General features: G+C 34.7%; 13 protein-coding genes and 1 pseudogene. 4 read left to right on the top strand and 10 right to left on the bottom strand.

Going from position 1 to position 13897, the window contains the following annotated elements; translation table 11 throughout:
* Positions 1-53: 53 nt before the first annotated feature.
* From JFU24_RS21175 to JFU24_RS21130, 10 genes and pseudogenes are all read right to left on the bottom strand, one after another.
* Positions 54-1082 carry a D-alanine--D-alanine ligase family protein gene (locus JFU24_RS21175; protein WP_201223077.1) on the bottom strand — a complete coding sequence of 343 codons (1029 nt, stop codon included), beginning with the start codon at positions 1080-1082 and terminating at the stop codon, positions 54-56.
* Between the two features lie 419 nt (positions 1083-1501).
* Entirely contained in the window at positions 1502-1750 is a 249-nt protein-coding gene (locus JFU24_RS21170) for a hypothetical protein (RefSeq protein WP_201250409.1), read from the bottom strand.
* Positions 1751-2062: 312 nt separating this feature from the next.
* Positions 2063-3352: a M56 family metallopeptidase gene (locus JFU24_RS21165; protein ID WP_201223073.1), complete on the bottom strand. Its 1290-nt coding sequence runs from the start codon at positions 3350-3352 to the stop codon at positions 2063-2065.
* A gap of 11 nt (positions 3353-3363) precedes the next feature.
* Positions 3364-3723, bottom strand: a complete 360-nt coding sequence (locus tag JFU24_RS21160) for a BlaI/MecI/CopY family transcriptional regulator (RefSeq protein WP_201186646.1) — start codon at positions 3721-3723, stop codon at positions 3364-3366.
* A gap of 295 nt (positions 3724-4018) precedes the next feature.
* Positions 4019-4207, bottom strand: a pseudogene (locus tag JFU24_RS21155) (SLOG family protein); the annotation flags it as partial.
* A gap of 355 nt (positions 4208-4562) precedes the next feature.
* The gene (locus JFU24_RS21150) at positions 4563-4895 is read right to left on the bottom strand and encodes a hypothetical protein (RefSeq protein ID WP_201250408.1); all 333 of its coding nucleotides are present in this window, start codon (positions 4893-4895) and stop codon (positions 4563-4565) included.
* Positions 4896-5072: 177 nt separating this feature from the next.
* On the bottom strand, positions 5073-6143 hold the full coding sequence (locus tag JFU24_RS21145) for a DUF3626 domain-containing protein (protein WP_201250407.1): 1071 nt from the start codon (positions 6141-6143) through the stop codon (positions 5073-5075).
* Between the two features lie 148 nt (positions 6144-6291).
* Positions 6292-6507, bottom strand: a complete 216-nt coding sequence (locus tag JFU24_RS21140; RefSeq protein WP_201223070.1) for a hypothetical protein — start codon at positions 6505-6507, stop codon at positions 6292-6294.
* Positions 6508-6976: 469 nt separating this feature from the next.
* The gene (locus tag JFU24_RS21135) at positions 6977-7348 is read right to left on the bottom strand and encodes a VOC family protein (protein WP_056529927.1); all 372 of its coding nucleotides are present in this window, start codon (positions 7346-7348) and stop codon (positions 6977-6979) included.
* A gap of 279 nt (positions 7349-7627) precedes the next feature.
* Complete coding sequence (locus tag JFU24_RS21130) at positions 7628-7837, bottom strand: hypothetical protein (RefSeq protein WP_201186653.1); 210 nt, start codon at positions 7835-7837, stop codon at positions 7628-7630.
* Between the two features lie 397 nt (positions 7838-8234).
* Here JFU24_RS21130 and JFU24_RS21125 point away from each other — a divergent pair, with 397 nt between their 5' ends.
* The 4 genes from JFU24_RS21125 (at position 8235) to JFU24_RS21110 (ending at position 13793) form a co-directional block, all read left to right on the top strand.
* Positions 8235-8741, top strand: coding sequence for a hypothetical protein (locus JFU24_RS21125; protein WP_201250406.1), 507 nt, complete (start codon positions 8235-8237; stop codon positions 8739-8741).
* A gap of 615 nt (positions 8742-9356) precedes the next feature.
* A complete protein-coding gene (locus JFU24_RS21120) occupies positions 9357-10313 on the top strand; it encodes a patatin-like phospholipase family protein (protein WP_201223068.1) in 957 nt (318 codons plus the stop codon).
* A gap of 349 nt (positions 10314-10662) precedes the next feature.
* A protein-coding gene (locus JFU24_RS21115; RefSeq protein WP_201182105.1) for an IS3 family transposase occupies positions 10663-12011 on the top strand; the annotation gives its coding sequence in 2 pieces (ribosomal slippage) (positions 10663-11107 and positions 11107-12011; 1350 coding nt in all).
* 438 nt (positions 12012-12449) lie between these two features.
* Positions 12450-13793: an APC family permease gene (locus tag JFU24_RS21110; RefSeq protein ID WP_201186663.1), complete on the top strand. Its 1344-nt coding sequence runs from the start codon at positions 12450-12452 to the stop codon at positions 13791-13793.
* Positions 13794-13897: the final 104 nt, after the last annotated feature.

The raw sequence follows: 13897 nt of genomic DNA, 5'->3' as shown, positions 1-13897 counted from the left end.
AACAAAAGCACTGACTACACACTGCTTTTGTTTACGTATGATATATCTTGTTCTTATGAGTATTTCTTGAAAGATTCTATTATTAGTAATTCGCATAAATCTTCATAACTTATTTGATTAGCATGGGCTTCTTTAGGTAATAAACTAGTTTGCGTCATACCAGGTAGAGAATTTGCTTCAATACAATAAATTACATTATCCTGATCAACAATAAAGTCAATTCTAGAATAGACTTTTAATCCTAATAAATTATGTACTTTTAACGCCGTGTTTTGTAATTCTTCAGCTAGACTATTTGGAATATTTGCAGGAGATATTTCTTCACTTGCACCTTCTTGATACTTACTTTGGTAATCGAAGAAACCTTTCTTAGGAATAATTTCTATAACAGGTATAGCATCATTTCCAATTATGCCCACAGAAAACTCTCTACCATCTATTTTTTCTTCAATTAGAATAGTATTTGAAATATCCTTTATTTCTTCTAATGCTTTATGAAGTTCATCAGAATTATTAAGAATTATCACTCCAATACTAGAACCGTTGTCATTTGGCTTGAAAACTACTGGATAATTAATTTCTGGTAATTCTTTATCGAAATCATAAATATCCCATTTTGGCGTTTTTATCCCATTAAAAGCCATTAATTCTTTTGAAATTATTTTATTCATCGCTAATAGACTGCCCTCATAGGGACTACCAGTATATTGAATACCGTATATATCGAATAAGGCCTGTAATTGTCCATTTTCACCAATTCCACCATGAAGAGCAAGGAAGCAAATATCGGCATCTTGACAAATTTCTAACACATTAGGACCAATTAAAGACTTTTGATTATTTTGCTGTTTTCGTAATACTTCCAAATTAGGTTTTTCTTTAGGCACATTATAAGTATATGTTTCTTTTCTATATTTTTTATAAGCTGATTCAAAATCAGAAACATCTTGTAAACCTTTATAAATATCTAGTAATAATACATCATGATTTTTTGAAACTAAAGCATTAGAAATTTGAGCACCAGAAGCAAGAGAAACATCCCTTTCATCACTTAATCCGCCAGCTAATACAACTATTCTCATTTTTTACCTCCTATGACGATTATTTACTATTAATTAAATAGTTTCACCTCATTCATTATATATTAAGAATGGAAATGGAAAAAGTTTCATAAACACTTATGTCTTATTTCGGATAAACTTTGCACCAGTCCTTCACTAAACTGCTAGTTACTTTAAGTACAATTCTTCACAACCCCTATATACTTTAACATAATTATCCATTTATTTTAAAAGTGAGTTACTCAACTAAATGGCCCTTTAATGGAATAACATGAATGACGTTTTTAAACAACTTTATTGTAAATTAAACAACTTTAATGTCACTTAACAGTATTCCTTATGGAATTATCCTGCCCCGTTAGTTGCATAAAAAAAGAGCTGTATAAACAAACAGCTCAAAGATTTTCTACTAAAGCACCCGGTAGTTGAAGAACGATTTTTTAGAAATCAATAGAATTAGCTATTTGAACTAGTATTTCGGGTGTTACCTTATCAGAAACTTCTTTATCAATACCGAACATATATACCCAATCATCTCTTTCAAACACTAACAGATTAAAACCCTTAAATGGTTTTTCCATATACTTTGCAACACTTCCGTTATCTAGCTTGAAGGTTTTTGAAACATACTTGTCACTAAATCTTATTTGATGCATAATTGGTCGAACATCAATTTTCATTTGTTCCAAAAAATAAAATACCTATATAGTTCCTTATGTTGCCGAATTTGTTTGAGATAACATGATTGTTTAGGTGACTGTCATCCTTTTTACTCTTCTTCCACCTTAAATTTAAAATCCTGGTCTACTAGCTGATCGAGAAGAGCTTGGAAAATACAGCGCCTATCTCCGTCTTGAAAACGTTCTTTTCGTTTGACTTGGTAGCCGCGCTATTGACAAGGCCATCAAAGTGGAAGTCATTTGAGTTTTATTATGAAAAAATGATGGAGTAAATGAAAAAACTAATCCCGGATTTCAGGACTAGTCTTTGGAGTAATTTATTTATTCTTCATTTGTTGCGATTACACGTGGTTCCGTCGTACTATTTGATGCATCAGTATCAATAACTGCATTTCGTTCTTTGCCTTTATTTGTTGTGATTACATGTGGTTCCGTCGTACTATTTGATGCATCAGTATCAATAACTGGATTTCGCTCTTTGCCTTTATTTGTTGTGATTACATGTGGTTCTGTCATACTATTTGATGCATCAGTATCAATAACTGGATTTCGCTCTTTGCCTTTATTTGTTGCGATTACATGTGGTTCTGTCGTACTATTTGATGCATCAGTAACAATAACTGCATTTCGTTCTTTGCCTTCTTTCAGTGTTGGTGGCTCTTGGCCAGTTGCCGCAAAGACGGTCATCCCTCCAATGACTAATGTACATGCAAATACTGTTCCTAAAACCGACTTTTTCTTTAAGGTCATAATGGACACTATCCTTTCTTCAATCCCGTTTTTACTAAAATGGTTACAAAGCGGCGTAACCGTATAGGTTTCATCTGCCATATTGATGAGAGATAGTGCATATGCTGACTTTGCCTTATCTCCAAACTGTCTAATAACCCTTTCGTCGCAAGACAATTCAATGTCTCTGTTTACTAAAAAATACATAAGCCAAACTAATGGATTAAACCAATGCAAAGCTACCATAATCGTTAAAATTACTTTCCACAAAACGTCAAAGCGTTTAATATGAATTAATTCATGCGTGAGAATAAACTGAATATTTGCAGCGTCTTCCCAATTTGTTGATTTCGGCAATAAGATGACTGGTTTAAAGATTCCATATGTTAACGGGGTTGTAATTCTATCTGATACTGCAATTTGAATCGTTCTTTTTAACTTATGATCGTTTAGCCATTGATCGAGATACTCATTATTCTTCACTGGAATGGCTGTTTGAAATTCTTTATATAATCTAACATAGGCCACTATAAAGAATAGCAAAACCCCGATACCCCCACATGCCCAAAGGTACTGAACGAAATCGCTTGTCATCACAAGCAAAAGCTGATCATAGAACGTGCTTGATGTTTGTGCAATTTCGATTGTATTATGCATACTTTCCGAATCATTTGAGTGAGTGAGCGTAACAAATAAGTTTTTCAGCATAGGCTGTATGCTCAACTTTGAATAAAAAGAGTAGGGGATGAGTAGTTTAAATGCAACGATTCCCCAAAGAATTAAAAATGTTTGCTTTGGCACTTTATTTCTTACTAACATCCTCATCAATAGCACAATGATGAGGAGGAGAGATGCGTCTACACCCATGTTGAGAATACTCATATCATAATTCCTCACTCAAAATCTTTAACAATTTGCTTTAATTTATCGATCTCACTCGCGGACATTTTTTTCTTGTCTAGTAAGGATGCGAATAGTAAAGATTTAGAACCATTAAATATTTTATCAATCAATTCCGTCGTTTCTTGTTCTTGTATCTGTTCTTTTCTGATGATTGGATGACAGATAAAGTTAGGTTCAATTCTTTCAATGGCCTCTTTTTTTATACATTTTTTTATGACTGTATAGGTGGTATTTTTATTCCAACCTATTCGTTCGTTTAACATTTGTGTGAGCTGTTTAGCTGTCAAATCGCCTTCTTCCCATAAAATATTCATGACTTGTAATTCCGAATCAAACAATTTAACTTGCATACGCGCATGCTCCTTTTCTTAAGTGGACTATTGCAATAGTTTGCCACATACCAATACTACCGCGATAGTCTGTAGTTGTCAAGACTATTGAGATAGTCCGTTGGAGAGAATCCATTTTAAGGGCATAATTATACGGATAAATTAACCTTTGGATACTGTGTCTAAATCCATTTAAAATTCAATAAAAGCTTAGTAAAGTCTTCTTCGATGATGACTCTTTTAATTTGCCTCGGCTTCACTTCACAGGTGACATCAATCTGAATTTTAAGTGCAGGTTCTAAAGCAAATCTGAATTCAATGAGAACCTAACACTCCATGATTCTACACCTTGCTGACCACTAATAATAACCCATTCTAACCCTTCATCAATAAGTGTACGTAGACGGTCTTCAAGCGCTTTTTTCACGATAACGCCAGGATGCTTGTCATTGATAATCCCTAGTTCGTGTGGTTTATAGCCAGTGATAATAATTCGCTGTAGCAACAAAACGCCCCATAAGCTGTATATTATGTAGTACTAATATACAGTTAGGGGCAGGTGAAAACGAATTCCAATAGGTTGTATAGTTGTACCCAAGTAAGGTTAAATGTTAATTAAAATGCAAATAGTGTTAAGACTACAGCTACAGCAGCACATAGGCCTAAAAACCACCATGTATCTGTAAAGTCCTCTTTGGAGTCACTATTCATGTAAAGTACTTCCGTTCTGTTTTATCTTAATCTGTCCGTTCCAAGACCAATTTGTCCAAATTCGAAGTATCGTTTCAAATGGTCCTCGATTCTTTAAATAAGCAAGGCTGAAAATACATTGCAAACTGTAAAGAATTATTAGATAAATCTCATAAACAAGTTGCTTTTAAATTCCAGTCAAGCGACACTACCTCAACATCTTTAAGTGAGCCGATTATAGATAAATCTTCTACTCTCATTTCATATATATACAGCATTTTCGGATTGACTAGTTTCAATATAGTATTGATTTCATTTTGGTTTACTGTGTAAATCCACAGTTTTATCAATTTCGAAAAAGATTTTAGCTTTTCAATATTCTTTGTTTTCCCTTGGATTAACAATTCAGTAGAAGAGTCATCTACGTCGGATAAATCATCTACAAACTGAGGTTGTTCTCCCATACGAAAAATAAAATGGGGGTGTTCTTTTAAAAATAACATTTTATACCTCAGCATAATCGTTTAAAAATATTCTACCATTTCGAATACTATTGAACTAAACTGCCCCGTTAGTTGCATAAAGAAAAAGCTGTTTTAAGACAGCTCCGATCTTCAGCTAACGCACCCGATAGTTTAAGTGTATTGTTTCACAATTTATACTTTCATGTCTGAATATCATTAACCATATCTCACCAGTACATGCCACAATAGCTTTAATTCCTGAAGCATATCTTTAACAGTTCCATAATCAGACCAATTATCAGGATTAAAGTATAAGTCTTTTACGGCAGAGCCAATTATTCTTGCATCAATATAATCGCTTTGTGCAATACGTTTTGCTAAAAAAGGCATTGTTGGTCCTCTAAAATCAGAAGGAATATCCTGCACTTTAAGTTTAAAACCCCTTCGCCAATATAATCTAATTGAATACTTTAGGCATATTTGTTCTAGGGCTTTCCCAATATCAGTTCCTCTAAAAGAACTGTCTGCAACAAGAACTTCAACGTCATCTTTAAGTGATATATCTCCATGAATTTGAGCTTCTATGTAGTGATTAAGATTTCGATTAGGTTTCTTGTTGTTGAGGTATATTTCTGATTTAGGAAGATTAGTTAATAAATGATTGATTAGTTTTGGAGGTCGTAGTTCACTTTCTCCAAGTACATATTCTCTTGAGAATGACTCTTCCAAAAGTATTGCTAAAATTAAATCAAATTCTTTATAGGTCCCCTTTTCCTTTAAATCTTGGTGAGAATCTAAATATGTAAATGTAGAACGACATGAGGCTTCTGGATAAAGTAGGAGATAGCATGAGCCAAAGCGAGGGGCTGGTCCATCTGAATGTAACATCAAATTAAGTGCACCATATTTGGGACGTTCTTTATTTGTTGTACCCTCAAGTTGGTATGTTCCTCCAAACATTCTTTTCTCCCAAAGGTCTCGTTCACCACCTGGAAGAGCAGATACACTTCCATTTGAGATAAGCGTTTCGAATTGATTTTTATAAACCCCTTGCATTAATAATGATTCGGCAACGCTTGTCATATTGGAATCGGGTCTATCTGGATGAAAATGCAAACCAATTCTTGCGTAAACTTTAATTGCATTAACTGCTTTTTCAAATGTATCTGTTGATATGTTTGACATTTCTAACACATGATTAATATTTAATTTAGCTTCATTTTTATGATTTCTTGCATAATTTTCAATATATTCAATAGCTAATCGTTGTGAATTTGATAAATGCATGTTTATTAATTGCTCCTCTCTCCTCTTATAATCACTTTTAAACATATTCTTATGTAACAAAATTTATAAATACTATATCATTTCTTATTGAGCTAAACTGCCCCGATAGTTGCATAAGAAAAAACTGCCTTAAAGACAGCTCTGATCTTCAGCTAACGCCAAAAAAGCGATTCTCAAGAAGAACGTCAACCAAAAGTTCATTTTCAATAGATGGCTTTTCTGTTCCGATATATGGTGTAGTGATAATAAGATAAGAATTGTCTATCTGGTCAGCAATTCTTATTGCTCCATATTTACCATTTGGTAAATTCACAGCAAAAACATCTCCATTTGTTACTATGTTTTTAGCCTTTTCTTTAGCCATTTTGAATCCTCCTATGGAATAGATACAACCTTAATATTTAATTATAATAGACGATTTTCATCTTCAACTAAACTTCCCCTTTAGTGCCATAAGAAAAGGAGTCGCTGATCAGCTCCTGGTAATGAAGTAAAGTACCTGTTAGTTCTATAAAAAAAGCGATTCTTATTAAAGAATCGCACCCTTTTCTTGAATAAATAATTTAGTTTTTTGTAGATTCATAAGGGTAACTTGAAAATTTAATAAATTTCAAGTAAACCATCCTTATGACGACAAAAGAAAGAACCCCTTTTAGTATTGAATAGATTCATAAATTAATCGAAAATTGGAGAACAATCTAACATAATAAAGGGAGACCTTTTCAAGACTCAATACCCATAACTTCTCATGTTCTACATTTTTACCGTCACCTTAAATAGTGAATTTCACGTTTATTAAAGGATAATTATATGTTCCTGTTGCATCCTCCATTTCATCTGTGTTGATCAACAAGAATGGGATTACCATCAGGATCTTCAATTGTAAAGCTTGCAGGCCCTTCGGTTGTTTCATCTGCTTCAGACAGTATTTTAATTCCATTTTCTTTAAGCTGATTTTGAATGTCTCGAATGTCCGTAAACGAATTGAGATTTTCGGCATTTTCATTCCATCCTGGATTAAAAGTTAGAATGTTCTTTTCAAACATTCCTTGGAATAGTCCAATTATGCAACTTTCATTTTTCATAATGAGCCAATTTTGGGTAATATCCCCTCCGAAGACTTGAAATCCTAAATTTTCGTAAAATGATTTTGATTTGTTAATGTCTTTTACACTTAAACTTACAGAGAATGCGCCTAGTTTCATAATTCCTCCATTTAAAAAATTAATAATTCAGAAAGTTCGCTGCGTAAATTAAGTATACATCATTACTTTGAAGAACACATTTCAGTTTGTCCAATTTTTATAAAGTAAAACCAAAGCCCAGTTAATATTCCATTAAATGGACCAATTGTTGAACAAAGGTCAAACAGCACTCTTCAACTAATCTGCCCCTTTAGTGAAATCCACTTTTATTCCCCCTAAAATAAAAATAGTGCCAACTTCTCATTAATAGAAATCGGCACTTCGTTTATTCGCTATACATTATCGTGTCGCTTTAGGCGGTTGGCACACGTCACATTTACGTTGGTTATTATTTTTAAATTTCGTAAATGTTTTTTCAAAGTTGCTACCACATGTACATTTAAATAGTAACTTTTGAGAAAAACCGTGATATTCAGTCGTTAGCAACTTACTTTCCGAATTGTTCTCAACAAAGTCTTTAATTTTACCAATCGTCCATTGTTTATTCATTCTCTTACACCTCCATATTTTATCGCTATGCGGAGGCTTTTCTTGGCATCCGTTCAATTATAGGTAAAAATAGTAATTATCTTAAGTTATCCATTATAACATGAGCTGGCACTCAATTAAACAGATGGAAGATATCTTATTAAACTCCCTCCTAATAAGTCCAAGTAGATTTATAATTTTTTCTTTATGTTTATTACATATAAAAAAACAGATCATCTACTTAGAATTGATCTGTTGGACAAGTTAAGGAGTATCCGAATGAAAATTCATATCGAGGTTCAATTATTTGCAAATTAGGGAAAATAATTATTTAAATAATAAAATACTGCGATAAAAAATGTTACAATCAATTTGTTAATAATAGGAAAAACACATTAGACTGCTCAGGAGGTTTTTTTTGAAATTTTCATTAGGAAAGAATAAGGTTCTAGCCATGCTTCTAGCTTTATCTGTAGTTATTATTGGATGTTCTAATAGTGAGGTTACAGTGACAGAAGATATGGATCAATTCATTACAGATACAATAATAGAAGAAGGTAAAGCTTCTGTCAGTTCGACTGATAAACAATTCGAAGCTCACAATATTTTTGGGACCGAGGAAAAAGATGGTTTAACCAACATTTATCTTCACACTGTTTATGAGGGATATGATAAAGCAACTGGAGGCGAAATTAAAGCAGGGTTTTCTTATCCTGTACTGATTAAATTAGCAAAAGAGAAAAATGTATACGTAGTAAAAGAGTACAGGATTCCAGAAGATGGAGCAGAATATACAAAATCAATTGAAGAGATGTTTCCTAAAAAATATGCAAAAAAAGCAATCAACAACAAACAAGGTACTGTTCATAAATTGGAAAAAGAGATCCAAAAAGAGGTTGATAATTGGCTAAATAGTACAAAGTGACGAAATTAATATTTTTCTCATATAACTCCTCCTAATTTTTAATACAAAGTTAATTATACATACATTAATTTCAAAAAATATATAAAAAAGTTAAATATTGATTAAATGTACAATACTTTGTAAAGCTTTGTTGTAACACAATAGTTTTTGGGCTTTTTCTGATTTCGAATCAAGGTTCGGCAGCTGAAAAACAAAGGGATGATTATACCTTTGGAGAAGTAGAAAATATTATAGTTGAGCATTTGAAAGCAAACGGGTGCTCATTTCCCTCGTTGGAGATAAGGATTATCACCCGCTAAATCTTGCATGCTAGTAAGCCGTAGCCCACCGCTATGGCTTTTTTTTGGTCGTACTTTCTGACTTTCTCATCACCCATTACAAACAAAGTACATGCATAATAAATTCCCGTTTGGTATGCCCGTACTGCCACTCAAACGTAGTCTCCTCTATCCTCGTCGTAGTATCTTTTTATATACTCGATGGAGTCTTTCCTTGTATGTTTAGCTACATAATCCGGCTCCTGAAGGATTTCAGGTCAAAGAGGTATTCATTAGACACGAAATAAAACATATACTGAATGATACTTATGATCAGATTAGAAAGGAGAAATCAGCTTTGACAAAATATCGGATCATGACCTTTGATGGAGGCGGCACCTTAGGGGCTTTAAGTTTACAACTTTTGAACAGACTGGCTCAGCAAAACCCAAAATTAATTAGTCGAACCAATGTTTTTTCGGGAAATTCAATCGGTTCATTCACTGCCCTTGCGTTAGCAAGTGGAAGATCGCCGAAGGAGACACTCCAGTTTTTTAAGGATAAAATCCTGCCGGCATTCAGCGTTTCCCGACCAGGTGGACCTGTTTACAACCAACAATTACCATATTCTGGTTTCATTAAAGCGGTACAAACATTTTTCCCACCAGATCTTCTCCTCAAAGACTTAAAAAGACGAATTGTTGTCCCTGCATTTCATTTATTCTCACCGGAGCTGAATCGTTGGACTCCTGTGTTATTCCACAACTTTCCTGGCTCTCCCTATTTACATGAGAAAGCGAGTGATGTAATACTACGGAGCAGTGGTGCTCCCGCGACGCAACGAGCCTATCAAAACTACGTGGATGGGTATACAGTAGCAACTAACCCCAGTACAGCCAGTATCGCGTTTGCAGTGGGGAAAGCCAAACAGCCGTTGGATCAAATTGCGGTATTATCCATTGGAACAGGTGAAGAGCCGACTCAATTAAGAAGAGATACAAAGGGGTGGGGGATGGTGAGTGCAGATAACATACGCCCCGAAAATATGAAGAACCTTCCCCCAAATTGGGGAGTTCTTTTGGACCGATCGCCCAATGAACCCTTACTGCCATTTCTTCAAATAATCGCTAGTGGATCCGGTTACTATGAATCCATGGTCAGTTCTCAGCTTCTAGGAAATCGTTTTTTTCGGTTAAATCCACGGATCCCTAATTTATCCAAAACGGACCCTTCTGTGGTTCCCACTGTCATTTCAATTGCTAACAAAACAAATTTACAACCTGCAATTCAATTTATAGAGAAAAACTGGAATTAATAAAATTATCCCATAAATTTGATTGAATTTTTTTCATTTTAAGAATTTGGATTTTTTATAAAAAACAGCCAGAACCTGGCTGTTTTTATTTATTTATTTATTTATTCAGTTCTTCTTCAACTAATCTGCCCTGTTAGTGCCATAAGAAAAAGGTCGCCTCAGCAACCTTCCTTAGGTGCCCCCTGTATATCTGATCATTACATTAAAATATATATTTTTCCTTAATATTCTGCATTGAGTTATGAAGTCCTTCTTGAATAAACCTGCCCTTTAGCTCCATAAGAAAAGAGCTGATCGTGAACTGCACCCCAATTGTTAGACAACATCTAACAATTGGGGTGCAGTTTTTTTGACTAAATATACGATAGACGAAAAATTACATGCAGTTTTAGAGTACTTGGAAGGGAAAAAATCCTATAAATCCATCGCACAAGAAAGAAATGTAGGTTTATCCCCTCTGAAGAGATGGGTCGCTCGCTATCTAGAACATGGGATGGAAGGAATTGCTTCATCCTATACAAATTACACTCTGCCCTTTAAACTAGAGGTACTTAATTATATGAACGAATATGGGGCATCGATCAGCGAGACCGCTGTACACTATAATCTTCCTTCCGATTCTACACTTTTGAAATGGTCAAATCAGTTGAAGGAAGGAGGTATAGACGCCCTTAAACCAAAGAAAAAGGGGCGTCTATCCATGAAAAAAGAAACCAAAAAAACATCACCAGCTAAAGGCTCTCAAGAAGCACTTCTTGCCGAATTAGAATACTTACGTGCAGAGAATGCCTATCTAAAAAAGTTGAATGCCTTAGTTCAAGAAAAGGAAGCCCTACAAAGAAAGACAAAGCGAAAGTAGTCCATGAACTAAGGAAACAATTTGATTTAAATCTGCTTCTATCCATTTCTAACATGGCACGGAGTACATACTATTATTGGGTAAACGCCTTCGGGCGTGAGGATAAATACACAGAAATGAAATCCCTTATCGAAGAGATTTTCCATACGCATAAAGGGCGCTATGGGTATCGGCGTATCACCCTAGAATTACGTAACAGAGGTGCTCGCATCAATCATAAAACAGTTCTCCGATTGATGAATGAACTAGGATTGAAGTCTTTAGTTCGCATGAAGAAATACCGTTCGTACAAAGGGAAAATCGGCAAGATTGCACCCAACATTCTAGCACGTGATTTCAAGGCAACAAACTCAAATGAAAAATGGGTGACAGACGTCACAGAATTCCATCTAGCTGGGGAGAAACTATACTTATCGGCCATTCTTGATCTGTTTAATGGAGAAATCATCGCCTATAATGTCGAATCTCGGCCTGTTTATCCCCTCGTTTCCAAAATGCTGGAGAAAGCCTTTGACCGCTTGGAATCGAAAGATTCACCCATTCTTCATTCAGATCAGGGCTGGCATTACCAGATGAAACAATATTCGCATGATTTGAAAAGACATAACATTACACAAAGCATGTCCCGTAAAGGAAATTGTCTCGATAATGCGGTCATAGAAAACTTCTTTGGCCTATTAAAATCAGAGTTACTTTATCTTCAAGAATTTGAAAGCATGGAGCATTTCAAACAAGAATTAGAAGAATATATCCATTACTACAATCATCAACGAATCAAGGTAAAATTAAAAGGCATGAGCCCGGTAGAATTCCGGGTTCATGCCCTCAAGGCTGCCTAATTAAATAAAGTGTCTAACTTTTTGGGTTCACTTCATCGTCACAGCTCTTTAAAGAACAAACGCACCAGTTAGTTTAACAAGAAAAAGTTAGGCACTTCTATTTCACGTAATGTTTTTTGAAATCTAGTTTAAGTATAAACCCTCACAATCTAATAGAGTAATGTAGGACCCCTAGTGTACGAATAACAATGACATCCTTTTAAAGTAGATTACTTTAAATAGGGTGATTTTTTATGCAAATGTGAATAAGGTATGCAATTTTACATGTTTTTGGAACTTAATTGTGGTCTCAAGTACAAATTTCTTCTCATTTGATAAAGGATTTCTTAAGGCTTGTGTCACCACAAAAGAAGGTCGTTTACTAATTATGAGAAAATGGCATATTTTTTGCTTTGTTTTATTTGTAGAAACTAAAACAGAAATAAAGGGGGTTGTTATATGTCAGATTCAAAAGGGATGAAGAGGTCGTTAACGCTTATTCCTGTCGTTCTATTTGGTTTTTCATTTATGGCGTTGGCCACTGTGTTTAGTACATATGGAATCGCGGCTCAATTATCTCATGGTATGGTTCCAGGATCCTACTTACTCGCTTTAGGTGTGATGTTCTTTACGGCATACAGTTATGGACAGATGGCAAAGGTTATACCTTCAGCAGGTTCTGCTTATGCGTACACCCAAAAATCAATCAATTCTTATGCTGGTTTTCTCGTAGGTTGGTCGATTTTAATGGATTATTTATTCATTCCAATGGTCAACTACTTATTATTTAGCATTTTCTTCTCGGCAGCTTTTCCATCTATACCGGCATATGTTTGGGTATTAAGTTTACTGTTGATTGTGACAGTGATTAATGTGATAGGTGTAAAAATAGCGACAAAAGCAAATGCTCTCCTTACAATTTTAGCCATTCTTTTCATCGCTATATTTATCGGATTATCCATCCGTGAAATTACCGGTGGCACAGGAACGGGTACACTTTGGAGTTTTGATTCTTTTTATAATACGAATGAGCACTTTTCTTTCATAGTCGCAGGAGCAGCACTTCTTTGTTTCTCATTTCTTGGGTTTGATTCTGCTACAGCATTTGCTGAAGAGACGATTCAACCTGAAAAAACCATTCCCCGCGCAATCTATATCATCATGTTTACAGGAGGAATTCTATTTATAGCCGTTTCATATTTTGCACATAACGTATGGCCTTTATATGATACGTTCAGTAATGCGGATGCAGCAGCTAATGAAATTATTACATTAGTTGGCGGAAAAACATTTGCTACTCTCTTCTTAGCTGTCTATGGGTTCACCGCCTTTGGATCTGCAATGTCTTCTCAAGCAAGTGCATCACGTGTCCTCTATGCAATGGGGCGTGATGGACAATTACCGAAGCGATTCTTCGGAACTCTTCATAAAAAATATAACACTCCTGTTAATAACATTCTTGTAATTAGTGGGTTTTCACTACTTGCATTAGTTTTAAGTTTGACATTAGTTGCTTCATTTATAAATTTCGGAGCCTTCCTTGCCTTCACTTGTGTTAATCTCTCTGTAATTTTTTATTACTTTATCAAGAACAAACAGCGATCTTTCAAAGGAACCATTCTATATTTAATCATCCCACTTATTGGAGCCGTTCTTGATTTATGGTTACTTGTGAACTTAGATATTCACTCAAAAGTACTTGGAGGGATTTGGTTTGTGCTTGGGTTTGTGTACATGCTGGTATTAACAAAAGGATTTAAAGAGTCACCACCAGAAATAAACCTATCAGGTGAACATACTTAAAAATAAAGGGGAAATTATCATGATAAAAGAAGATACAATAATCAAAAGTAATAGCATTTTTATAGGATTAGGTGAACAGCCAGAGTTAATTTGGCATAGAACTT

The organism is Peribacillus sp. TH27 (assembly GCF_016650915.1).
Taxonomy (GTDB): Bacteria; Bacillota; Bacilli; order Bacillales; family DSM-1321; genus Peribacillus; species Peribacillus butanolivorans.
This window is presented reverse-complemented; position numbering and strand designations above follow the sequence as displayed.

Bases quoted from the DNA above. Each gene is read 5' to 3' on its own strand.
- JFU24_RS21110 (WP_201186663.1), top strand. From the start codon at position 12,450: ATGTCAGATTCAAAAGGGATGAAGAGGTCGTTAACGCTTATTCCTGTC.
- JFU24_RS21150 (WP_201250408.1), bottom strand. From the start codon at position 4,895: ATGTTATTTTTAAAAGAACACCCCCATTTTATTTTTCGTATGGGAGAA.
- JFU24_RS21135 (WP_056529927.1), bottom strand. From the start codon at position 7,348: ATGAAACTAGGCGCATTCTCTGTAAGTTTAAGTGTAAAAGACATTAAC.
- JFU24_RS21140 (WP_201223070.1), bottom strand. From the start codon at position 6,507: ATGGCTAAAGAAAAGGCTAAAAACATAGTAACAAATGGAGATGTTTTT.
- JFU24_RS21160 (WP_201186646.1), bottom strand. From the start codon at position 3,723: ATGCAAGTTAAATTGTTTGATTCGGAATTACAAGTCATGAATATTTTA.
- JFU24_RS21175 (WP_201223077.1), bottom strand. From the start codon at position 1,082: ATGAGAATAGTTGTATTAGCTGGCGGATTAAGTGATGAAAGGGATGTT.
- JFU24_RS21130 (WP_201186653.1), bottom strand. From the start codon at position 7,837: ATGAATAAACAATGGACGATTGGTAAAATTAAAGACTTTGTTGAGAAC.
- JFU24_RS21165 (WP_201223073.1), bottom strand. From the start codon at position 3,352: ATGAGTATTCTCAACATGGGTGTAGACGCATCTCTCCTCCTCATCATT.
- JFU24_RS21145 (WP_201250407.1), bottom strand. From the start codon at position 6,143: ATGCATTTATCAAATTCACAACGATTAGCTATTGAATATATTGAAAAT.